This is a genomic window from Peribacillus sp. NPDC097198 (assembly GCF_044762055.1).
In the GTDB taxonomy this organism is placed as follows: Bacteria; Bacillota; Bacilli; order Bacillales; family DSM-1321; genus Peribacillus.
Window position 1 is genome coordinate 309265 of sequence record NZ_JBIWDO010000003.1, and the last position, 23751, is coordinate 333015.

At 41.6% G+C, this 23751-nt stretch carries 23 protein-coding genes; all 23 read left to right on the forward strand.

Annotated features, from left to right (window positions below; all coding sequences use genetic code 11):
* Nucleotides 1–38 precede the first annotated feature (38 nt).
* The 23 genes from rimP to ACIQXQ_RS07080 all read left to right on the forward strand — a co-directional run bounded on the left by rimP (nucleotide 39) and on the right by ACIQXQ_RS07080 (nucleotide 23719).
* Entirely contained in the window at nucleotides 39–512 is a 474-nt protein-coding gene (gene rimP / locus ACIQXQ_RS06970; RefSeq protein WP_402868394.1) for a ribosome maturation factor RimP, read from the forward strand.
* A gap of 40 nt (nucleotides 513–552) precedes the next feature.
* Nucleotides 553–1683 (forward strand): transcription termination factor NusA, encoded by a 1131-nt coding sequence (gene nusA, locus ACIQXQ_RS06975; RefSeq protein WP_402868396.1) that lies wholly within the window; start codon nucleotides 553–555, stop codon nucleotides 1681–1683.
* Between the two features lie 17 nt (nucleotides 1684–1700).
* Entirely contained in the window at nucleotides 1701–1976 is a 276-nt protein-coding gene (gene rnpM, locus ACIQXQ_RS06980) for an RNase P modulator RnpM (protein ID WP_402868398.1), read from the forward strand.
* 4 nt (nucleotides 1977–1980) lie between these two features.
* Nucleotides 1981–2286 (forward strand): YlxQ family RNA-binding protein, encoded by a 306-nt coding sequence (locus tag ACIQXQ_RS06985; RefSeq protein WP_402868399.1) that lies wholly within the window; start codon nucleotides 1981–1983, stop codon nucleotides 2284–2286.
* A 19-nt stretch (nucleotides 2287–2305) separates the two neighbouring features.
* Entirely contained in the window at nucleotides 2306–4465 is a 2160-nt protein-coding gene (infB, locus tag ACIQXQ_RS06990; RefSeq protein WP_402868401.1) for a translation initiation factor IF-2, read from the forward strand.
* The gene (locus ACIQXQ_RS06995; RefSeq protein ID WP_402868403.1) at nucleotides 4462–4743 is read left to right on the forward strand and encodes a DUF503 domain-containing protein; all 282 of its coding nucleotides are present in this window, start codon (nucleotides 4462–4464) and stop codon (nucleotides 4741–4743) included. Before infB ends, ACIQXQ_RS06995 begins: the two co-directional genes overlap by 4 nt.
* Before the next feature lie 17 nt (nucleotides 4744–4760).
* Nucleotides 4761–5129, forward strand: a complete 369-nt coding sequence (gene rbfA / locus ACIQXQ_RS07000; protein ID WP_402868404.1) for a 30S ribosome-binding factor RbfA — start codon at nucleotides 4761–4763, stop codon at nucleotides 5127–5129.
* Nucleotides 5130–5222: 93 nt separating this feature from the next.
* Entirely contained in the window at nucleotides 5223–6143 is a 921-nt protein-coding gene (gene truB / locus ACIQXQ_RS07005; protein WP_402868405.1) for a tRNA pseudouridine(55) synthase TruB, read from the forward strand.
* A gap of 34 nt (nucleotides 6144–6177) precedes the next feature.
* The gene (gene ribF, locus ACIQXQ_RS07010) at nucleotides 6178–7128 is read left to right on the forward strand and encodes a bifunctional riboflavin kinase/FAD synthetase (protein WP_402868407.1); all 951 of its coding nucleotides are present in this window, start codon (nucleotides 6178–6180) and stop codon (nucleotides 7126–7128) included.
* Nucleotides 7129–7287: 159 nt separating this feature from the next.
* The gene (gene rpsO / locus ACIQXQ_RS07015) at nucleotides 7288–7557 is read left to right on the forward strand and encodes a 30S ribosomal protein S15 (protein WP_402868411.1); all 270 of its coding nucleotides are present in this window, start codon (nucleotides 7288–7290) and stop codon (nucleotides 7555–7557) included.
* A gap of 323 nt (nucleotides 7558–7880) precedes the next feature.
* Nucleotides 7881–9998 carry a polyribonucleotide nucleotidyltransferase gene (gene pnp / locus ACIQXQ_RS07020; RefSeq protein ID WP_402868413.1) on the forward strand — a complete coding sequence of 706 codons (2118 nt, stop codon included), beginning with the start codon at nucleotides 7881–7883 and terminating at the stop codon, nucleotides 9996–9998.
* A 158-nt stretch (nucleotides 9999–10156) separates the two neighbouring features.
* Nucleotides 10157–11116 carry a polysaccharide deacetylase family protein gene (locus ACIQXQ_RS07025; protein ID WP_402868415.1) on the forward strand — a complete coding sequence of 320 codons (960 nt, stop codon included), beginning with the start codon at nucleotides 10157–10159 and terminating at the stop codon, nucleotides 11114–11116.
* A gap of 46 nt (nucleotides 11117–11162) precedes the next feature.
* Nucleotides 11163–12389 carry a M16 family metallopeptidase gene (locus tag ACIQXQ_RS07030; protein ID WP_402868417.1) on the forward strand — a complete coding sequence of 409 codons (1227 nt, stop codon included), beginning with the start codon at nucleotides 11163–11165 and terminating at the stop codon, nucleotides 12387–12389.
* Nucleotides 12390–12529: 140 nt separating this feature from the next.
* Entirely contained in the window at nucleotides 12530–12808 is a 279-nt protein-coding gene (locus ACIQXQ_RS07035; protein ID WP_402868419.1) for a YlmC/YmxH family sporulation protein, read from the forward strand.
* Nucleotides 12809–13003: 195 nt separating this feature from the next.
* The gene (gene dpaA / locus ACIQXQ_RS07040) at nucleotides 13004–13906 is read left to right on the forward strand and encodes a dipicolinic acid synthetase subunit A (RefSeq protein WP_402956345.1); all 903 of its coding nucleotides are present in this window, start codon (nucleotides 13004–13006) and stop codon (nucleotides 13904–13906) included.
* Nucleotides 13903–14505: a dipicolinate synthase subunit B gene (locus ACIQXQ_RS07045; protein WP_402956346.1), complete on the forward strand. Its 603-nt coding sequence runs from the start codon at nucleotides 13903–13905 to the stop codon at nucleotides 14503–14505. Before dpaA ends, ACIQXQ_RS07045 begins: the two co-directional genes overlap by 4 nt.
* A 224-nt stretch (nucleotides 14506–14729) precedes the next feature.
* Complete coding sequence (gene asd / locus ACIQXQ_RS07050) at nucleotides 14730–15785, forward strand: aspartate-semialdehyde dehydrogenase (protein ID WP_402868424.1); 1056 nt, start codon at nucleotides 14730–14732, stop codon at nucleotides 15783–15785.
* A gap of 94 nt (nucleotides 15786–15879) precedes the next feature.
* Nucleotides 15880–17106, forward strand: coding sequence for an aspartate kinase (gene dapG / locus ACIQXQ_RS07055; RefSeq protein WP_402956347.1), 1227 nt, complete (start codon nucleotides 15880–15882; stop codon nucleotides 17104–17106).
* 43 nt (nucleotides 17107–17149) lie between these two features.
* A complete protein-coding gene (gene dapA / locus ACIQXQ_RS07060; protein WP_402956501.1) occupies nucleotides 17150–18019 on the forward strand; it encodes a 4-hydroxy-tetrahydrodipicolinate synthase in 870 nt (289 codons plus the stop codon).
* 296 nt (nucleotides 18020–18315) lie between these two features.
* Entirely contained in the window at nucleotides 18316–19986 is a 1671-nt protein-coding gene (locus ACIQXQ_RS07065) for a ribonuclease J (protein ID WP_402868428.1), read from the forward strand.
* A 219-nt stretch (nucleotides 19987–20205) separates the two neighbouring features.
* Nucleotides 20206–20943, forward strand: coding sequence for a ClpP family protease (locus ACIQXQ_RS07070; RefSeq protein WP_402868430.1), 738 nt, complete (start codon nucleotides 20206–20208; stop codon nucleotides 20941–20943).
* Complete coding sequence (locus ACIQXQ_RS07075) at nucleotides 20940–21167, forward strand: YlzJ-like family protein (protein ID WP_402868431.1); 228 nt, start codon at nucleotides 20940–20942, stop codon at nucleotides 21165–21167. The genes ACIQXQ_RS07070 and ACIQXQ_RS07075 overlap by 4 nt, the downstream gene beginning before the upstream one ends.
* A gap of 218 nt (nucleotides 21168–21385) precedes the next feature.
* Nucleotides 21386–23719 carry a DNA translocase FtsK gene (locus ACIQXQ_RS07080; protein WP_483878326.1) on the forward strand — a complete coding sequence of 778 codons (2334 nt, stop codon included), beginning with the start codon at nucleotides 21386–21388 and terminating at the stop codon, nucleotides 23717–23719.
* The last annotated feature ends 32 nt before the right edge of the window (nucleotides 23720–23751 follow it).

The window sequence follows — 23751 nt, forward strand, 5'->3', positions numbered from 1 at the left end:
GAAACCAAGCGCACACAACGCACGTATGGAGGAAACAAATGAGTAAAAAGGTAACGGAAGTTGTAGAAGAATTAGCTCTACCAATTCTTGAAGAATTGCAGCTTGAATTAGTTGAAGTGGAGTATGTGAAGGAAGGCAAGAACTGGTTCCTTCGAGTGTACATTGATAAAGAGACAGGCGTAGATCTTGAAGATTGCGGGAAAACGAGTGAAAAGCTCAGTGAAAAGCTTGATGAAGTCGATCCAATTCCACAAATTTATTTTCTCGAAGTTTCATCTCCCGGAGCGGAAAGGCCTCTAAAAAAAGAGAAGGATTTCCTTAATGCTATCGGTAAAAATGTTTACATAAAAACATACGAGCCCATTTTAAATGAAAAAGAATTCGAAGGAATCATGACCAATTATGATGGGAATGAAGTGACGCTTGAAATCAAAATCAAGACTAGAAAGAAAATAGTCGTCATTCCATTTGAAAAAGTGGCGAAAGCAAGACTTGCCATTACCTTCTCTTAATCAAGCAATTATTAATTAAATATCCGTAAGGGGGATCACCATGAGCAATGAGTTATTGGATGCTCTCTATATTTTAGAACATGATAAAGGAATTTCGAGAGAAGTTTTGATCGACGCGATTGAGGCTGCACTTATATCGGCATATCGCCGTAACTTTAACCAAGCACAAAATGTACGTATCGACTTGAATTTAGGCAAAGGCACCATGCGAGTATTTGCCAGAAAAGATGTAGTCGAGGAAGTATTCGATTCACGTCTGGAAATTTCCGTTGAAGAAGCAAGAGCAATAGATCCAAACTACCAGTTGGAAGATATTGTGGAAATGGAAGTTACGCCTAAGGATTTCGGCCGTATTGCTGCACAAACAGCCAAGCAGGTCGTAACACAAAGAGTGCGTGAAGCTGAACGTGGTATCATTTACGCAGAATTCATAGACCGTGAAGAGGATATCATGACAGGTATCGTGCAACGCCAGGATTCACGTTTCATCTATGTGAGTTTGGGGAAAATTGAAGCATTGCTTCCTGTCAATGAACAGATGCCAAATGAACAGTATAAACCTCACGACCGCATCAAGGTTTTCATTACAAAAGTTGAAAAGACTTCGAAAGGGCCACAAATTTTTGTATCCCGTTCTCATCCAGGTCTTTTAAAACGTTTGTTTGAGATAGAAGTGCCTGAGATTTTTGATGGAACTGTAGAAATCAAATCAGTTGCCAGAGAAGCAGGCGACCGCTCAAAAATTTCTGTACACTCAGATAATGAGGAAGTCGATCCAGTTGGTTCATGTGTTGGCCAAAAAGGACAGCGTGTCCAGGCTATCGTCAATGAATTAAAAGGTGAGAAGATCGATATCGTTAAATGGTCAGAAAATCCTGTTATCTTTGTTGCGAATGCTTTAAGTCCTTCAAAAGTGCTTGAAGTAATCGTTAAAGAAGAAGACAAAGCGACGACGGTCATTGTTCCTGACTACCAACTTTCACTAGCAATTGGTAAGCGTGGACAAAACGCACGCTTAGCAGCCAAACTGACTGGCTGGAAAATTGATATCAAGAGTGAAACGGAAGCCCGCGAAGCTGGTATTTACCCTGTTGAAGAACAGGAGTTCTTATTAAGCCGGGATAGTTATGTGAATGAAGAGGATGAAGAATTCGAAGAGGATAACGAGTAAGGTAGAGGTGAAAATAGATGAATAGCCGAAAAAAAATCCCGATGCGTAAATGTGTTGCCACTGGCGTTATGAAGCCAAAGAAAGAACTCATTCGTATCGTTCGATCTAAAGAAGGGGAAGTCAGCCTTGATCCGACCGGAAAAAAATCGGGAAGGGGAGCTTATTTGACCCTTGATCGGAATATTATCGAGCTGGCCAAAAAGAAAAATGTGCTGGCAAATCACCTTAGTACTCAAATTGATTCTTCCCTTTATGAACAATTGCTTGAATTAGTGGATAAGGAGCAAGACTAACACCATGACCCAACAACAACAATGGATGTCTCTATTAGGTTTGGCCAATCGAGCACGCAAGCTAATTTCGGGTGAAGAATTAGTGGTTAAAGAGATTAGAAGCGGTAATGCCAAAGTTGTTATTTTAGCCGCGGACGCTTCAAAAAACACTGAGAAAAAAATCTCTGATAAGTGCGCATTTTATCAGGTTCCTTTAAAAAGAGTCGAAGACAGATCTATGCTCGGCCATGCTATTGGCAAAGATGCTAGAGTTGCCGTCGCAGTTCTTGATGAAGGTTTTGCACAAAAACTCCGAATGCTGCTCGATTAAATTTACCGGGGGTGAACGTATGACAAAATTGCGTGTATATGAATATGCAAAACAGAAAAACGTTTCAAGTAAAGACGTAATAAATAAACTTAAAGAAATGAATATAGAGGTAACAAACCATATGACAGCATTAGACGATTCAACTGTAAACAAATTAAACGATTCTCTTAAACCAAAAAGCGAAGAACCAACCCAAGCAGCTGCTGAACCAAAAGCAAATGCAACGGTTGCGAAATACGAAGCTGAAGCAGATGAGAAAAGCACGATCAATAAAGAAAAGCTAAAGAAAAAGCCACCAGTTAAACCGTTGGGCACTAAAAAACCATCAGGACAGTTTAGCAGGGGAAGAAATAACCGTAATAAGAATAACAAACAAAGACAATCGGCGCCGCAGGCACCAGTTACAAAACGTAAGGAAAGAGAACTTCCAGAAAAAATTACGTTTTATGAGTCTTTGACTGTCATGGAACTTGGTAAGAAACTTCACCGTGAACCTTCTGAAATCATTAAGAAGCTTTTCATGCTTGGAGTCATGGCTACAATCAACCAAACGTTGGATAAAGATGCTATCGAATTAATCTGTACTGAGTACGGAGTATTGGCTGAAGAAGAGATTCGTGTTGACTTGACAGATCTTGAGTCATTAGTGACTGAAGATGCTTCTGAAGATTTAATCGAACGTCCAGCAGTCGTAACTATCATGGGTCACGTCGATCATGGTAAAACGACATTGCTTGATTCTATTCGCCATACGAAAGTAACAGAAGGCGAAGCGGGCGGAATCACTCAACATATCGGTGCTTACCAAGTCAAAGTCAATGACAAGAAAATCACATTCCTTGATACACCAGGACATGCTGCGTTTACAACAATGCGTGCTCGTGGAGCTTTAATCACGGATATTACGATTCTTGTTGTAGCAGCGGATGACGGTGTAATGCCGCAAACAATTGAAGCGATTAACCATGCTAAAGCAGCGGATGTTCCAATCATTGTTGCTGTTAATAAAATGGATAAAGAAGCAGCTAATCCTGACCGCGTCATGCAAGAATTAACAGAGCATGGTTTAGTTTCTGAAGCATGGGGTGGAGATACGATCTTCGTACCTATTTCTGCCAAAACGGGCGAAGGAATTGATAACTTGCTGGAAATGATTCTACTAGTTAGTGAAGTAGAAGAATATAAAGCCAATCCAACCCGTAAAGCGAACGGAACGGTTATAGAAGCACGTTTGGATAAAGGCCGTGGCTCTGTAGCGACGTTACTAGTCCAAAACGGTACTTTGAAAGTCGGAGACCCAATCGTTATCGGTAACACTTTCGGCCGTGTACGTGCCATGGTCAGTGATCTTGGACGTCGTGTTAAGGATGCAGGTCCATCAACACCGGTTGAAATCACTGGATTGAATGAAGTTCCACAAGCAGGCGACCGTTTCATCGTCTTTGAAGATGAGAAAACAGCCCGCCAAGTTGGGGAAGTACGTGCACAGAGACAACTTGCTTCACAACGTAATGAAAAATCACGTGTAACACTTGATACATTGTTTGAACAAATGAAAGAAGGGGAAATTAAGGAATTGAACATCATCTTAAAAGCGGATGTTCAAGGTTCTGCTGAAGCAGTAGCCGCTTCCCTGAATAAAATAGAAGTAGAAGGCGCTAAAGTAAAAATCATTCATATCGGCGTCGGTGCTATCACAGAGTCTGATATCATCCTTGCTACCGCTTCTAATGCAATCGTAATTGGTTTTAATGTTCGTCCAGATGCGAATGCGAAGCGTGCCGCTGAATCAGAACAAGTTGATGTTCGCCTTCACCGTATCATATACAAAGCAATTGAAGAGATTGAATCGGCTATGAAAGGGATGCTTGATCCTGAGTTCGAAGAAAAAATCATTGGTCAAGCTGAAGTTCGTACAACTTTCAAAGTATCTAAAGTTGGTACAATTGCTGGTTCATATGTTACCGAAGGAAAACTTACGCGTGACAGCGGAATTCGCTTAATTCGTGAAGGTGTTGTCATTTACGAAGGTGAAATTGACGCATTGAAACGTTTTAAAGATGACGTTAAAGAAGTGGCAACAAATTATGAATGTGGTATTACCATTAAAAATTACAATGACCTTAAAGAGGGCGATGTAATTGAGGCTTATATAATGGAAGAGATCGAGCGTAAATGATCGTTGGATCCGTCCAATGTGAGTGCATAATCTATGACACCCATTCTTTGAAAGAAAAACGAGCTGTGTTGCAACGTGTCATGACACGGCTTAAGCAGAAGCTTAATGTCTCGGTAGCGGAAACGGATTTCCAGGATCTTTGGCAGCGTACTAAGATTTCTATCGTAACCGTTTCATCCTCAAGGAAAGCTACTGAGAGGGAACTTCAAAATGCCCTTAAATTTCTAGATTCATTTCCGGAAATTGAGCGCACAATAACAGATATAGACTGGCTATAAGCTAGCGAGGTGATATTATGAGCCTTCGAGCAAATCGTGTGGGCGAACAAATGAAAAAAGAGCTGAGTGAAATCATCGGCCGCAAAATTAAAGATCCAAGAATCGGATTCGTCACAGTAACGGATGTTGAAGTGACAGGCGATTTACAACAAGCAACAGTTTATATCTCTGTCTTGGGAGACCAGGAACAACGGGAAAAAACTTTGCAGGGTCTTGAAAAGGCAAAAGGATTCATGCGTTCAGAAATTGGGCAAAGAATTCGCTTGCGTAAAACTCCGGAGTTGTTTTTTGAATTTGATGAATCCGTCGATTATGGTAACCGTATCGAATCATTAATTTCTCAAATCAAAAAAGAGGAAAAACCTTCAGTAAAAGACGAAGAATAAGCAAGCAGTAAATGGAGGCTGACTCAATAAGTGCTTTGCACTTCTTGGCTCGGCCTCTTTTTTTTGAAATGACAAGATTAATGAGGTGAAGGAATGGACGGCATACTCCCATTATGGAAACCAAAGGGAATGACATCCCATGATTGTGTTTTTAAATTAAGGAAGATTTTAAAAACGAAAAAAGTCGGACATACGGGCACTTTAGATCCTGAAGTCACCGGTGTTTTACCGATATGTATCGGCAGGGCAACGAAAATTGCCGAATACTTAACAGAAGCAGGTAAAGCGTATGAAGGGGAAGTGACGCTTGGTTTTTCAACGGCTACCGAAGATGCGACTGGAGAAAAAGTGGCGGAACAAAAGGTAACCGAAACATTTCAACGTTCACAAATCCTTGAGGTATTGAAATCCCTAACAGGAAAAATTGAACAAACTCCGCCAATGTTCTCAGCTGTCAAGGTAAATGGCAAAAAGCTATATGAATATGCTCGGGCTGGGATAGAAGTGGAACGTCCAACACGGGAAGTAACTATTCATGATATTACTTTACTGGATGATCGTTCAGAATTCAAAGGTGAAACCATTTCCTTCCGGTTTCGTGTCAAGTGTAGCAAAGGAACCTATATTCGGACATTAGCGGTGATGATGGGCGAAAGATTGGGATACCCGGCACATATGTCGGACTTGGTCCGGATTGAAGCGGCTGGCTTTACGCTTGAGGATTGTTTCACGTTCGCTGAGGTGGAAGAATTCATGGAATCAGAAAAGACAGGAGATTTTCTGTTGCCATTAGAACGTGGATTGTTACATTTGCCGAAATTCCAGATTAATGATAAAGTAGCAAAGAAAGTACTTAACGGTGCGGTATTGGAACAAACGGAGGATGTTGTTTTTGAAAAGGGGCAACCATTTGTCATGATGGATCCCACTGATAAGGCGATTGCCATTTATCAAATACATCCCACAAAAGAAGGGTTAATTAAACCTGTCAAAGTTTTCGCACAAGAATCATAGACCGTTTTTGCCGTCGGAAAGAGGAGATTGAAAGGTGAAAGTGATTGCATTAGAGCATCCTCATCAATTTAAACCGGATGACTTCCCTGAGCTTGTCATGGCACTTGGTTTTTTTGATGGCATCCATAAAGGACATCAAACTGTCATCCAAACCGCTAAGCAAAAGGCTCATGAAATGAATCTTATGTCAGCAGTCATGACATTTGATCCACATCCTTCCGCTGTATTAGGGAAGAAAGTGGGAAACATTCGTTATATTACACCACTGGAAGATAAGATAAAAATCATAGAAACGATGGAAATCGATTACCTATTTGTCGTCAACTTCAGTAAGGAATTCGCTTCGATGCTACCTGAGGAGTTTGTGGATGATTACATAGTGGGTCTGAATGTCCGTCACGTTGTAGCAGGTTTTGATTATTCTTATGGCCGCTATGGTAATGGATCGATGGATGATCTACCTGCCTATGCTAAGGGAAGATTTGGTCAAACCGTCGTTGCAAAGCAGACATTCGAGGACGGAAAGGTAAGTTCCACAAGAATCAGGGAGACGCTCAGCAATGGTGATTTTTCTGACTTCTATCATTTAGCGGGTCGTCGCTATGTAACAAAGGGACATGTAGTCCATGGAGAAAAGCGGGGGAGAAAGTTAGGATTCCCGACCGCGAATATTGAAGTGAGTGATGATTACATATTCCCCGCACCTGGCGTATATGCAGTCAGGATTAAAATAAGTGGATCCTGGTATGATGGGGTGTGCAATGTAGGGTATAAGCCGACATTCCATGAAGAAAAACCCGAATATCCTAGCGTAGAAGTTCATGCATTAGGTTTTACAGGAGATATCTATGGAGAACAGGTGTCAGTCGAGTGGCATATTAGGTTGAGAAGCGAGCGCAAATTCTCGGGACTTGAAGAGTTAGTCAACCAGATTGAAATTGACAAGCAAAATACGCAAGCATATTTTGCCGAATTGAACGGGTAACATTGTAAGAAACCAAAAGGATAGAAGACAAGGCTTGCAATTTTGACGGAAAACATGTATTCTATTGTATGTATGAAAATAACCATTGCTTGGCTAGTCGAGACTCCGACGCTGGCTCGGTAATAGGTGATTTTACAGAATTTTAGGAGGAATAATAACATGGCTATTACACAAGAACGCAAAAACGAACTTATCGCTGAGTTCAGAACTCACGATACTGACACTGGATCTCCAGAAGTTCAAATCGCAGTACTAACAGAAGAAATCAACAACTTGAACGGTCACTTACGCACACACAAAAAAGATCACCATTCTCGTCGCGGTCTTCTTAAAATGGTAGGTAAACGTCGTAATCTTTTAACTTACCTACGTAATAAAGACGTTACTCGTTACCGTACACTAATTAACACATTAGGTCTACGTAGATAATTTTTTCAAAAAAAGCGGGAAATTTCCCGCTTTTTTGATGTTATTCAAATGATTTGGACGCTATCAATTTTTAGGCTAAGCCATCGTCCTTTGGACTCGGCAGCCGCCGAGTTTTTTTCTACTCATAAATGATTAAGATATATACATAATTGAATGAATAAATATTTAGTCATATTACTGTTAACACTTGTTTTTTTCGTGCATAATAGTGATAGTTTGGTTATAACTTGAGTTCAATTACTTTCACATATAATGATTTATTTTAATAAAGGTTTAGGTAAACTAAGCCTCTAATAGCGAAGATTCAGAGAGGGGTTTAATAAATGGGACAGGGAAAACATACGTATTCATTTGACTGGGCCGGCCGTAATGTAACGGTAGAAATCGGTCAGTTGGCCAAACAAGCGAACGGAGCCGTTTTAGTCCGTTATGGCGAAACAGCTGTCTTAAGTACAGCAACTGCTTCTAAAGAACCTAGAAACGTCGACTTCTTCCCGTTGACAGTCAACTACGAAGAAAGACTGTATGCAGTCGGTAAAATTCCAGGGGGCTTCATTAAACGTGAGGGTAGACCGAGTGAAAGAGCTATTTTGGCAAGCCGTCTAATTGACCGTCCAATTCGTCCACTATTTGCGGATGGTTTCAGGAACGACGTTCAAATCATCAGCATGGTCATGAGTGTTGATCAAGATTGTTCTACAGAAATGGCAGCAATGCTAGGTTCTTCCCTTGCACTTTCAGTTTCTGACATTCCGTTTGAAGGACCAATCGCGGGCGTAGTAGTAGGAAGAATCAATAATGAATTCATCATAAACCCTACTGTTGACCAACTTGCGAAAAGTGATATCAACTTAACGGTTGCTGGAACAAAGGACGCTATCAACATGGTTGAAGCTGGAGCGAATGAAGTGCCTGAAGAAACAATGCTTGAAGCCATCATGTTTGGACATGATGAAATCAAGAAGGTCATTGCATTCCAAGAAAAAATCGTTGCTGAAATTGGCAAGGAAAAGCTACAAATCACTTTGTATAAAGTGGATGAAGAACTTGAAGCAGAAGTGAAAGGCCTATGTGAGGCGGAACTTAACAAAGCTGTACAAGTTCAGGAAAAACATGCACGTGAAGCCGCCATCAAAGAGGTTAAAGATGATGTGTTGGCTAAATACGAAGAAGAAACTGATGAAGAAAAACTAAAACAAATTAAAGAAATTTTAAATAAACTGGTTAAATCAGAAGTCCGCCGTTTAATCACGGAAGAAAAAGTACGTCCGGATGGCCGTAATCCTGATGAAATCAGACCATTGTCATCTGAAGTTACGATTTTACCACGTACCCACGGCTCTGGATTGTTCACACGCGGACAAACACAAGCACTATCCATTTGTACACTGGGAGCACTAGGAGATGTACAAATTTTGGACGGGCTTGGAACAGAAGAGTCAAAACGCTTTATGCATCATTATAACTTCCCACATTTCAGTGTTGGGGAAACAGGTCCGATCCGCGGGGCAGGACGTCGTGAAATCGGTCACGGTGCACTTGGTGAAAGAGCATTAGAACCAGTCATTCCAAATGATAAAGACTTCCCTTATACAATCAGACTTGTATCTGAAGTACTTGAATCTAATGGATCAACATCTCAAGCAAGTATCTGTGCTAGTACGCTAGCTATGATGGACGCGGGTGTTCCATTGAAAGCACCGGTTGCAGGTATCGCAATGGGTCTTGTAAAAACAGGTGAGCATTATACGATCCTGACTGATATTCAAGGCATGGAAGATCACCTTGGCGATATGGACTTTAAAGTGGCTGGAACATCTAAAGGTGTTACCGCTCTTCAAATGGATATCAAAATTGATGGTCTTTCAAGAGAAATTCTTGAAGAAGCATTGCTTCAAGCTAAAAAAGGCCGCATGCATATCTTGGAATCGATGATTGCTACAATCAATCAACCGCGTGAAAAATTGTCCAAATATGCGCCTAAAATCGTTACAATGACCATTAATCCGGACAAAATCCGCGATGTTATCGGACCTAGTGGTAAACATATCAATAAAATCATTGAAGAGACCGGCGTGAAAATCGATATCGAACAAGATGGTACGGTATTCATTTCTTCAACGGACGAACCGATGATCGAAAAAGCTAAAAAAATCATTGAAGACATCGTTCGTGAAGTCGTTGTGGGCGAACTATACTTAGGTAAAGTTAAACGCATTGAAAAATTCGGTTGCTTCGTGGAGATTTTCAATGGTAAAGATGGTTTGGTCCATATTTCGGAATTGGCTGAAGAAAGAGTCGGCAAAGTGGAAGATGTCGTTTCACTTGGCGATGAGCTATTAGTAAAGGTCACTGAGATTGACAAACAAGGTAGGGTTAACCTTTCTCGTAAAGCTGTACTTAAAGAACAAAAAGAAGCAGCTAATCCTTCTCAATCATAAGAAAAAAGAATATACGGCATGCGGTTCTCTTTATGAACCTGCATGCTTTTTTTGTTTGAAAAGGCCCCCTTATTTATAAGCATTTCAGCAATTGAAAGTTGTCATGTTCTACCTTGTCCATTTTCTTCATACATTTCTGTATGAAGGGGGCGTAAAAAATGAATAATAAATGGAAGCAGATAGTTGCGATAAGTGCCATTGCAGGTATATCATGGTTATTAGTGCAAAATCCATATACACAAGTTTATTTGACCCAGTTAACGAATCAATCAGTGGCTACCATGAAGCAGGAAGATGAACTGCTTACCGAGATAAAAGGATCAGCCCAAAAATATGAGATTGCACCCCAAGATGCACGAATAGATTCGGTTTGGAAGACCGTTCCTGGGTATAATGGCCTTACGGTCAATATCCAGGCTTCGTATAAAGCAATGAAGAAGGAGGATAAATTCGATAAGGATAAGCTTGTGTATGAACAAGTTCCCCCAAAAGTCCATTTAAAAGATCTTGAGCCTGCACCCATTTACCGGGCACATCCGGAAAAGCAGGTTGTATCATTTTTAATCAATGTGGCTTGGGGAAATGAATACCTACAAGATATGTTGGCTGTGTTGAAGAAGCATAATGTAAAGGCGACGTTTTTTCTAGAAGGGAAATGGACGAAAAATAATCCGGAATTCGCAAAAATGATTGTGGATGGTGGTCATGAAATAGGCAATCATTCATACTCGCATCCTAATATGCAAACCATTTCCTCACAGGCAACACGGGAGGAAATCACCAAGACGAATGAAGTGGTGGAAGCTGTGACGGGCGTGAAGATGAATTGGTTCGCCCCTCCAAGTGGGAGTTATCGAGACGAAACGGTCAAAATTGCGAGTTCTTTAGGAATGGGGACCGTGATGTGGAGTGTGGATACGATTGACTGGCAAAAACCCAGCCCCGAGGTCCTTCAACAAAGGGTCCTTTCTAAAGTTCACCCTGGAGCTTTTATTTTAATGCATCCGACAGAATCTACAGCCAAATCCTTGGAGACGTTAATTATTAATATAGAAAAGAAAGACCTGGAAGTTGTTAAGGTTTCGGAAGCAGTTAGTGAGGAACGTTTGAATCCGTAAGGCTTTGGTTACGATAGCAGCATAGAATGATTGGGAGGAATGTTAGTTGATTAAGAAATACACGTGTCAAAATGGAGTAAGAATAGTATTGGAAAATATTCCAACAGTGCGTTCAGCGGCAATTGGAGTTTGGATCAAGACCGGTTCGCGGAATGAAACACCGGAACTGAATGGTGTATCCCATTTTCTTGAGCATATGTTTTTCAAAGGGACGACAACGAGGAACGCGCGTGAAATCGCCGAGTCGTTTGACAGCATTGGCGGCCAAGTGAATGCATTTACTTCAAAAGAGTATACATGCTACTATGCTAAAGTAATGGATAACCATGCAAGCTATGCTCTTGAAATTCTTGCTGATATGTTCTTCAACTCTACATTTGATGAGGAAGAATTGAAAAAAGAAAAAAATGTTGTCTATGAAGAAATCAAAATGTATGAAGATACACCCGATGATATCGTCCATGACCTTTTGAGCAAGGCTGTCTATGAAAATCATCCTCTTGGCTATCCAATCCTTGGTACGGAAAGTACGTTGGAAACATTCAATAGTGAAACACTTAAGAAATATGTTCATGATATGTATACGCCTGATAAAGTCGTCATCTCGATTGCTGGAAATGTGGACGAGAAGTTGATTCAGGAAGTGGAAAGTTACTTTGGTTCCTATCAAGGTGGGGAAGAGCGTCTTGAATTGGTGAAGCCTTCATTCCATGAAAATAGAATCACTCGTAAAAAAGAGACTGAACAAGCACACCTATGCCTCGGTTTCAAAGGTTTGGAAATCGGAAATGATAAAACCTATAGTCTAGTCACATTGAATAATATCCTTGGAGGTAGCATGAGTAGCCGTCTATTCCAAGAGGTCCGTGAGCAACGTGGGCTGGCCTACTCGGTATATTCTTACCATTCAAGCTACCAGGATACGGGTTTAGTGACCATTTATGGTGGGACAGGCACAAGCCAGCTTGACAGCTTGTATGATACGATCCAGGAGACGCTTGCTACGCTGAAAAGAGACGGAATCACAGAAAAAGAATTGCGAAATAGTAAGGAACAGCTAAAAGGTAGCTTAATGCTAAGCCTTGAGAGCACAAACAGCCGAATGAGCCGTAATGGCAAAAATGAGCTAATGCTAGGTGAGCATCGTTCACTGGATGATATCATAGTCAAGATTGATGAAGTTACGGAAGATAGTGTCAATGAACTAGCAAACCGTATCTTCACAGAACACTCTTTATCGTTGGTGAGCCCTTTGGAAAATTGGGATAAATAAATATCTACGACCTGTTCTTCTGTTTAGGAGGGCAGGTTTTTTTTTGGAAGGAAGGGGACGACTATTTTAATAAATGCCTTCTAAGTTCTCTTGATTTCGGATATAGATGGAATTAAGGAGAAAAAAAGGGGGATTCGGATTTGAGGCTGAGTGAATTAAGTGGAAAAGAGATAGTCGATGTGAACAGGGCAGAACGATTAGGTGTCCTGGGACAAACGGATTTGGAATTTGACGAAACTGGACAAATTACCACTTTGGTCATTCCTTCAGTAAAATGGTTTGGGCTTTTCAGAAATGGAAGTGAGATCAGGGTACCATGGAATCACATTAAAAAAGTGGGAACGGATATGCTTATCATCGATTTTAGGGAAGAACTTGAAGCTCATTCGGTGGAAGACGGAGAACATATGGATGGATAGGAATGAAAATGAGAAAAGACTAATGAGCGCCTTAGCTGGTAATAGCTATAGGCGTTTTTACTTTTCTAATCACCGTTCTTTATTTCAGTACATAAGATGGATGGAGACTGAATGAATATCGGATAACAAAACGCCTTCAAGAGTTGATCTTGGGCGAGGAGTGGGTTGGATTTTTAAAAAGAAGGTGACGATTTAATGCTCACAGACATGCAAATCGCTGTAATCGGTGGGGATGCGCGTCAGCTTGAAGTTGTTCGTAAACTGACTGAGCTAGATGCGAAGCTGTTTTTAGTAGGGTTTGAACAGCTTGACCATGCGTTTACAGGTGCGGTTAAGGAGAAATTAGAAGATATAAATTTTACGGAACTGGATGCAGTTATCCTGCCTGTACGAGGGACTGATTCAACCGGTAAAGTGGAAACCATCTTCTCCAGTGAAGATGTTTTCTTGACCGAGTCCATGATAAATGACACGCCAAAGGATTGTGTATTTTATTCAGGAATCAGTAATGATTACCTCGATCGACTATTCAAGGAAGCGGATCGTAAACTCGTACTCTTATTTGAACGAGACGATGTAGCGATATACAATTCGATTCCCACCGTAGAGGGCGCAATCATGATGGCTATTCAACACACGGATTTTACCATCCATGGATCGGATGTTGCCGTTCTAGGCCTAGGAAGGGTTGGGATGAGTGTGGCACGATCATTTCAAGCACTTGGAGCCAAAGTGAAGGTAGGGGCGAGGAAAAGCGAAGATATTGCGAGAATTACTGAAATGGCGATAATCCCTTTTCATCTAAATGATCTTGCGTCCGAAATGAAAAATGTTGATATTTGCATTAATACCATCCCTTTTCCCATCATTACAGCAGACGTTCTTGCAAACATGCCCGTTCATACTTTGATTATTGACCTTGCTTCAAAGCCTGGGGGGACGGATTTTCGTTTTGCGGAAAAAAGGGGAATTAAAGCGTTATTGGCGCCAAGCCTACCGGGGATAGTGGCCCCGAAAACTGCCGGTCAAATTTTGGCGAATGCACTTGGGGTCTTGATCCAAGGGGAATTCTTGAAAAGAAAGGGGAAAAAATTATGAGTCTGAAAGGTAAACGGATCGGTTTTGGATTGACAGGATCGCATTGCACATACGATAGTGTGTTTCCCGAGATAGAAAAACTTATAAATGAAGGGGCAGAAGTCATTCCGATTGTGACATCCACTGTTCAAAATACGGAAACACGCTTTGGAAATGGGGAGGACTGGGTTGCACGTATAGAAAAATTGACGGGAAATGAAGCCGTTGATACAATCGTCAAAGCAGAGCCATTAGGACCTAAATTGCCGCTAGACTGCATGGTCATTGCTCCGTTGACCGGGAATTCGATGAGTAAGATGGCAAATGCCCTTACAGATTCGCCTGTACTTATGGCTGCAAAAGCGACGATGAGAAATCACCGTCCAGTTGTGGTTGCGATTTCAACCAACGATGCCCTTGGTTTGAATGGTGTAAATTTAATGAGGCTGATGGCTGCAAAGGATATCTATTTTGTTCCATACGGCCAAGATAATCCGGTAGGCAAACCGAGCTCGATGGTGGCGAGAATGAGTTTGATTCGGGATACCATCGTGGCGGCAATAGAAGGAGAACAAATACAGCCAGTGATTATTGAAAGGTTCAAAGATGATGTAATCTAATTGTCGTTCCACAATGCCTAAATCCAGGAAATGTCATTTGTTCATGCTTTGCAACCAGGTGGAATTATCGTTAAGAACCAAAAACAATCTATACTACCAGAATATTTTGTTAAAGTGCGTTCTTTCGAATGTTAATGTGTTAAAATATATGATATTCTGAGCAAGTAGAAATGAATAGACAAATTATAAACCAACTTTTAGAGATAGAAAAGGAGTATGGACAAATGACCGGGACACAGGGATTGCATATTGCAGTAGTAGGAGCGACTGGAGCAGTAGGACAACAAATGATTTCAACACTTGAACAACGGGATCTACCGATTAAGAAAATCATCTTTTTATCATCGGCTCGTTCTGCAGGGACTAAATTGTCATTTAAAGGCGAAGAAATCGAAGTTCAGGAAGCAAAACCTGAAAGCTTTGAAGGCATAGATATCGCTCTTTTCAGTGCAGGAGGAAGTGTGTCTAAGGAATTGGCTCCTGAAGCAGTAAAAAGAGGAGCGATAGTAGTAGATAATACAAGCGCGTTCCGCATGGATGAAAATGTTCCGCTTGTTGTACCGGAAGTAAATGAAGAGGACTTGAAACAGCATAACGGAATCATTGCCAACCCGAATTGCTCAACAATCCAGATGGTTGTTGCATTGGAACCAATCCGTCAAGAGTTTGGTTTATCAAAGGTAGTCGTTTCAACATACCAGGCAGTATCTGGAGCTGGAGTCGCTGCGATAAACGAACTAAAGGATCAGGCTCGTGATCTTCTGGATGAAAAAGAAATCGAACCAAAAATCTTGCCGGTAAAAGGGGATGCCAAGCATTATCAAATTGCTTTCAATGTCATTCCACAAATCGATAGGTTCCAAGATAATGGATTCACGTTTGAAGAAATGAAAATGATTAATGAAACAAAGAAAATCATGCATATGGAAGAGCTACCTGTAGCGGCAACTTGCGTAAGGCTTCCCGTTGTAACGGGGCATTCGGAATCCGTATACATCGAAGTCGAAAAAGAAGGCATTTCTGCGTCTGAGATCAAGAATTTGATGAAAACGGCACCGGGAGTCGTATTAGAAGATGAGCCAGAACAACAGGTTTATCCAACGCCTGCATCATCTGTCGGCAAGAATGACGTATTCGTTGGCCGGATCCGTAAAGATTTAGATGAAGATAAAGGCTTCCATTTATGGATAGTTTCCGATAACCTATTAAAAGGGGCAGCATGGAATTCTGTCCAAATAGCTGAAAGCCTTTTAAAATTAGGGTTAGTGACTGTTAAGTAAGGTAAAAACTCAAGCAGCTAAGCCTTGTCAACATGATAGAGAGTTAGGTCAGCTTCCTTAACGGGGGAGCTGGCTTATATTTGGGGTGAGAATAGTGAAAATAATCGTCCAGAAATTCGGTGGGACATCAGTCCGGGACGAAGAGAGCCGGGCCCATGCCAAGAATCATATCGAAAGGGCAATTAAAGAAGGCTACAAAGTGGTGGTCGTTGTTTCTGCCATGGGTAGGAAGGGCGATCCATATGCGACGGATACGTTACTTTCTTTAGTGAATGGTTCCAACGCCCGCCTCTCCAAGCGGGAACAGGATTTACTAATGTCGGTAGGGGAAACGATCTCTTCTGTCGTATTTACGAATATGTTATTGGAACATGGAATCGAGGCTACTGCATACACAGGTGCTCAAGCAGGGTTCCAGACGAATTATGAATTTTCGAGTGCGAAAATCATTGAAATGAAATGTGACCGTCTTCTGAAAGAACTTGAATTGAAGGATGTCGTCGTGGTCGCAGGCTTCCAAGGGGCCGCTAAAAATGGGGACATGACAACTATTGGACGAGGTGGAAGTGACACTTCGGCTGCTGCATTGGGAGCGGCTTTACAGGCTGACCGCGTTGATATTTTCACGGATGTCGAAGGTATCATGACCGCTGATCCACGGATTGCGGAGCATGCCCGCCCATTATCGATCGTTTCTTATACTGAGGTATGCAATATGGCATATCAAGGCGCTAAAGTCATCCATCCCCGTGCGGTCGAAATTGCTATGCAGTCGAAAGTACCAATCCGGATCCGTTCGACATACAGTGAAGGGTTGGGAACCCTGGTTACCAGCGTCAATAAAGGAAGCCAAGGTAGTGATATCAGGGAAAGACTCGTTACAGGAATCGCTCATGTTTCGAAAATTACCCAAATTAAGGTGAATGCAAAAAAAGGACAATATAATTTACAGGCAGAAGTGTTTAAAGCGATGGCAAATGCATCTATTTCCGTAGACTTTATCAATATTTCTCCGCATGGTGTCGTGTATACGGTCACGGAAGAGATGACCGAACTTGCACTTTCCATTCTTACAGGAATGGGACATGAGCCTCTCGTTGAGCGGAATTGTGCGAAGGTATCAGTCGTGGGCGCAGGCATCAATGGAGTACCTGGGGTTGCATCAAAAATTGTCACAGCATTATCGGAAAATGAAATCTCGATTCTACAATCCGCGGATAGCCATACGACTATTTGGGTTCTAGTGAAGGAAGAAGATTTAATCAAGGCTGTAAATTCACTTCATGATGCATTCCATTTACATGAAATAGAAGCAGAATAATCTATAATCTATATAGAGGTTTTAAAAATTAAAGAGGTGTTAAATAATGATATTTGGTAGAGTATCAACCGCAATGGTCACCCCTTTCGATAGCAAGGGAAACGTTGATTTTCAAAAAACAACTAAATTAGTCAATTACTTATTATCGAACGGAACGGATTCGCTTGTACTTGCGGGTACAACAGGGGAATCGCCGACATTATCCTCGGAAGAGAAGATAGCCTTGCTTCGCCATGTCACCAAGGTTGTAGAAAAACGGGTGCCAATCATCATGGGAACTGGGAGCAATAACACATATGCTTCCATTGAGCTGACTAAAAAAGCAGAAAAGAATGGCGCCGACGCAATCATGTTGGTAGCTCCTTATTATAGTAAAACGAATCAAGAAGGCCTATACCAACATTTTAAAGCGATTGCCGAAAGTACGACATTGCCGGTCATGGTTTATAACATTCCGGGACGTGCTTCGGTCAATATTGAACCGGAGACCATTATTCGCCTTGCGGAAATACCGAATATCGTGGCTGTGAAAGAGGCGAGCGGCGATTTAAACGCCATGACCCAAATCATTGCCGAAACGGATGAAGATTTCGCTTTATATAGTGGCGATGATGCTTTAACCCTTCCTGTACTAGCAATCGGTGGGGTTGGGGTCGTATCGGTTGCTTCCCATGTAGCCGGGAATGAAATGCAGCAAATTGTTGAAGCTTTCGTCACTGGGAACTTAACGGAAGCGGCGAGACTTCATCAGGAGCTACTCCCGCTCATAAAAGGCTTATTTGCAGCACCAAGCCCTGCGCCTGTCAAAACGGCTCTTCAAATTCGTGGCATAGATGTAGGCTCAGTCAGGTTACCAATTGTACCATTGACTGAAAAAGAGCGCTTAACGCTCATATCCGTCTTAAATAAATAAAAATAATCACCAAACAAGCTGATCGTTTAATGATTGGCTTGTTTTTACATAGAGAATGATTAGTTTTGGGATTCCCGTATTATTTTCTTTCCAGTTATAGGATAAAGGCTTATACTTCTAATAGTCTTTTCTTTAAAAAAGACAAAAATTGAGAAGTGGGACCTATACATATACGCATGGCCAAGTAGAGGAAAAAATCTTTCTAAAAATGGTATGTGTTGTCATGTTTTTTGAACTTGAGTTATAATGAAATCATTGGAACTTATGAACGGCTATTTTTTAAGGAGGATATTCGATTGGGTAAAGATAAAAATAATGGAATTAAAGTGATTTCTCTTGGGGGACAAGGGGAACTTGGTAAAAATATGTATGTAGTTGAGGTGAACGATGACCTTTATCTTTTGGATGCAGGTTTGATGTTGCCGGAAGAAGAAATGCTTGGCATCGATGCTGTTATACCTGATATTTCTTATTTGATGGATAACAAAGAACGGATTCAGGGGATTTTTATAACGCATGGTCATGAAGATCATATGGGAGCCCTAGCTTATGTATTGAAGTATTTACCTGTTCCTGTTTATGGGACAAAGTTAACACTAGCGCTGATTAAGACTAAGTTGAAGGAAGATGGCTTTAATGGCCGGGCAATTTTTACTGAGATTGACTCTGATTCCCTTTTGAGTTTCCCAGAGGCTGCTGTTTCCTTTTTCCGTACGAACCATAGTATCCCTGATTCTGTGGGAGTGGTCATCCATACTCGTGAAGGGGCCATCGTCTACACCGGTGATTTCAAGTTTGATCAAGCTGCGACCGAACTGTATAAACCGGAAATAGGCAAAATGGCAAGCATAGGAGAAGAAGGGGTCCTATGTCTTCTATCTGATAGCACAGGAGCGGAGAAACCAGGCTATACACCATCCGAAGCGGTAGTGGCCAAGGATATTACCGAAGCTTTCCGGTCCACATCCGGAAGAATTATCGTTGCCTGCTTTGCTTCGAACGTAAATCGAATTCAGCATGTTTTCAACGCGGCTGCAGCGAATAAGAGGAAAGTGGCCGTTGTTGGAAAAAGTCTGAAGCGGGTATATGAAACAGCCTTAAATCTAGGTTACTTAAAAGTGGAAGAAGATTTAATCATTCCGGTCAGTGAAATCAGCCAATACGAAGACCGTGAAATTGTGGTGCTATCAACGGGTCATCAGGGGGAGCCGATAGCGGCACTTCAAAAAATGGCGAAGCAGACTCATAAGCAAGTTACGATTAAGAAAGGGGATACGGTCTTGATCAGTGCGTCCCCACTACAGGGTGGAGAACTCATTCTATCAAAAACCGTCGACTTACTTTACCGGGTGGGTGCGGAAGTCGTTTCTTCTAATAAATATAAGGTCCATGTTACGGGCCATGGTAGTCAGGAAGAATTGAAAATGATGATCAACCTGATGAACCCTAAGTTTTTCATACCGGTACATGGGGAATACCGTCACCTTTATTCTCACCAAAAAGTAGGTATCTCTGCCGGAATCAAGCCGGAAAACATTATGATTGCTGAAAAAGGTGACGTCATTGAAATGAATGGTGATAAGATTGCCCTTTCAGGCAAGGTAACTGCTGGAAATATTTTAATTGATGGCAGTGGTGTTGGTGATGTCGGGAATATCGTACTCCGTGATCGCCGTCTGTTATCACAAGATGGTATATTGATTGTTGTGGTCACGTTGAATCGACAAGATAAGAGCATTGCTGCAGGTCCGGAAATCATCTCCCGTGGATTCGTATATGTACGTGAATCAGAAAAAATGATGACGGAAGCAACAGCCATTGTCAATGAGATAGTGAAGAAAAACGGTTCTCGTCAGCCTTTCGATTGGTCCACGCTGAAACAGGAAATGCGTGATGCGCTAAACCAATTCTTCTATGAAAAAACAAAGCGTCGTCCGATGATATTACCCATCATCATGGAATATTAATAAAAAAGGGATTTTCATACCCCCTTTTTCAAGTAAAATAAGCGAAAATGCAAAAGGCGGCAACGTTCATACAACGTTTCTGCCTTTTTGTATTCCTTTCGATTTCGATTTTTAAAAGGGGCAAGGCTTTTTCTCATGCAGGCTATCTGACTGGAAGAATGAAGTTTAAGACTCGAGACATAATAAGGGCATAGGCTTTTGAGAAAGGGGTTGCCATAAGTGGATACACCATTACCAAATGAAAATGAAGGACGACAGGAAGGTAAAAATTCAACTTTAATTGAGAAGATTCAGCAGTTGGGAACAACAAGTGTCCCACAATTATCGAAAGACTCAAAAATCCATTGTTTGACGATCATTGGTCAAATTGAAGGTCACATGCAACTTCCTCCACAAAATAAAACGACAAAGTATGAGCATGTTATTCCTCAAATTGTTGCGATTGAACAAAATCCTAATATTGAGGGGTTACTTGTCATTTTAAATACCGTCGGAGGAGACGTGGAAGCGGGACTAGCCATTGCCGAGATGTTAGCTTCCTTGTCTAAGCCGTCCGTCTCCATCGTTTTAGGAGGCGGACATTCCATTGGGGTGCCGATTGCCGTATCTTGTGATTATTCCTTTATAGCAGAGACGGCGACCATGACGATCCATCCTATTAGGTTGACAGGTATGGTCATTGGAGTACCGCAAACATTTGAATACTTAGATAAAATGCAGGAACGGGTCATAAAGTTTGTCACACGGCATTCCAATGTTACCGAAGACAGTTTTAAAGATCTAATGTTCGCTAAAGGAAATTTAACGAGGGATATAGGCACGAATGTAATCGGGGTGGAAGCGGTCGATGTTGGAATGATTGATGGTGTCGGAGGAGTAGGGCAGGCGATGAGGAAACTGAATGAATTCATGGAGGAAAGAAGTACAAATAAAGGAGAAGAGGGGCTACTGCAATGACACTTTATACGATTGTTCCAGAAGAAATCATCTTCCCTCATCCCCATGAGAAAATTGCACAAATGATTGAAATGAAGGTGAATGGGGTTCATGTTATGGTGGAACATGAAGGAGGAAGTTCGTTTCGCATTGATCGGATCGTGAGTACGAATCCTGAGGATTACATGAAGACCAATGTACAGCCTGGTGAAGTCGTCAATGTATTCGAACCGTTGAGAAATTAGAAAAAAGGACCAACGGAGAGAAATTATGATATACTAATGAAAAAATTAGCAGCCCTTTGGCTGCTTTATTCATTGGTTTGTTTTTTCATGTTAGATAAGACACGATCAAGGGACAACATGATATTTTTTTGATATAATCGTTGAGCGAACGTTTGTTTCCTATTGAGTTGTACCATATGAATGTAAAGAAGTTTCAAGAAGAATCAGGTGATTTTATGGTGAAGAAGAAAAAAAGGAAAAAGAAAAGTACAGAAAAATTAAAGATTACGCTTAAATATGAATTGATTGGCCTAATCATAATAAGTCTGGCCGTCATTGCCATTGCAAAACTAGGGGCAGTGGGAAATGGTACCGTCCTTTTAGTCCGTTTCTTTATGGGAGAGTGGTATATCCTCTTTTTATTAGGGGCAATAACGGCGGGCTTTTATTTGATGATTAAAAGAGAAGTTCCATATTTGCTGAAACGGCAGTTAATTGGTTTGTATTTCATTGTTGCGAGTATGCTACTGCTTAGTCATGTCACCCTCTTTAATTTATTGGCCGAAGGTGGTCCTTTCGCAAAGCCAAGTGTCATTTCGAATACTTGGGAATTGTTCTGGATGGAAGTGACCGGAAATGCTAGCACAAAGGATCTTGGCGGTGGGATGGTTGGTGCTGTTTTATTCGCTGCTTCTTATTTCTTGTTCGATGAAGCGGGTTCAAAAATCGTATCCATCGTCCTAATAATCATTGGGATTGTATTACTGACTGGGAAAACACTAGGCGATACTCTTGGTAAATTTGCCTTCGCCCTTGGTAGCTTTGTTAAAAGGCAATGGACCGCGTTTAGTGATGATATGAAAACCTGGAATAACGATAAGAAACAGAAGAAAAAAGATCCGGTCAAAAAGAAAAAACGTGAAAAAGAACCAGTGGAAGAAGAGGTTCATGCCATACAGCAGGTAGAAGAGACACAACAAGTGGCGACAGAGCGTATTATTTCAAGCTTTGCAGATAAAGCATACGGTGATGATGAAAAGGATGAACAACCGTCTGCTGAAACGCTACCTTCGGCTGAAGTTGAAGAAGAACATGACGATCCTGTTCCCGCCATCGATTTTACGGAAGTAGAAAATAAAGAATATGCTCTACCGCCACTTTCCTTGTTATCGCAACCGAAAAAAACGGATCAAAGTGGAGAGTATCAATTAATTCATGAAAATGCGGCAAAGCTTGAACGCACTTTTCAGAGCTTTGGGGTCAAAGCAAGAGTCACTCAAGTTTATTTGGGACCGGCTGTCACTAAATATGAAGTGCACCCGGATGTAGGGGTGAAAGTCAGCAAAATAGTGAGCCTTTCCGATGACCTTGCACTGGCACTTGCAGCTAAAGATATCCGGATGGAAGCACCGATTCCAGGTAAATCGGCGATTGGGATTGAGGTACCGAATTCCGAGGTGGCAATGGTTTCCCTTAGAGAAGTATTGGATGCAAAAGAAGTGGACAAGCCGGATGCCAAGCTGCAAATTGGTCTAGGCCGAAATATTTCCGGTGAAGCGGTTAAGGCCGAACTAAATAAAATGCCCCATTTACTGGTAGCGGGGGCTACAGGAAGTGGTAAATCCGTCTGTATCAACGGCATTATCACAAGTATCTTGATGCGGGCAAAACCTCATGAAGTGAAGATGATGATGATTGATCCGAAAATGGTGGAACTCAATGTCTATAACGGGATTCCACATTTACTGGCACCAGTCGTGACTAATCCGAAAAAAGCGGCCCAAGCTTTGCAAAAAGTGGTCAGTGAAATGGAACGACGCTACGAGCTCTTTTCACATACGGGTACGCGTAATATAGAAGGCTATAACGATTACGTAAACCGTTTTAACAGTGAGGAAGATTCCAAACAACCGTTGTTACCTTATATAGTAGTGATAGTCGATGAACTGGCTGATTTGATGATGGTGGCTTCAAATGACGTGGAGGATGCTATCACACGTCTTGCACAGATGGCAAGGGCAGCGGGCATCCACTTAATCATAGCCACTCAGCGACCCTCTGTAGATGTTATTACGGGTGTCATCAAGGCCAACATCCCATCCAGGATCGCTTTTAGTGTCTCCTCCTCAACGGATTCAAGAACCATACTCGATATGGGAGGTGCGGAGAAACTGCTAGGCCGTGGAGATATGCTATTTTTACCTGTTGGATCTTCAAAACCAATTCGCGTCCAAGGGGCTTTCTTATCCGATCATGAAGTTGAAGAAGTGGTCACTTTCGTCATTTCCCAACAGAAAGCTCAGTACAACGAAGAAATGATTCCGGATGAGATACCGGAGACGTCAAGCGGTGAAGTCGAAGATAGTTTATATGGGGAAGCGGTGGCTTTAATTACCGAAATGCAGACAGCTTCTGTCTCGATGCTTCAGCGCCGTTTCAGGATTGGCTATACGCGGGCTGCAAGGTTAATCGATGAAATGGAAGCAAGGGGAATCGTCGGTCCATATGAAGGAAGTAAACCACGTAATGTGTTAATTTCCAAAGATGATCATGATGAAGCACATTTATCTTAGGTATAAAAAAATACCGGGCAGCTGCCCGGTAT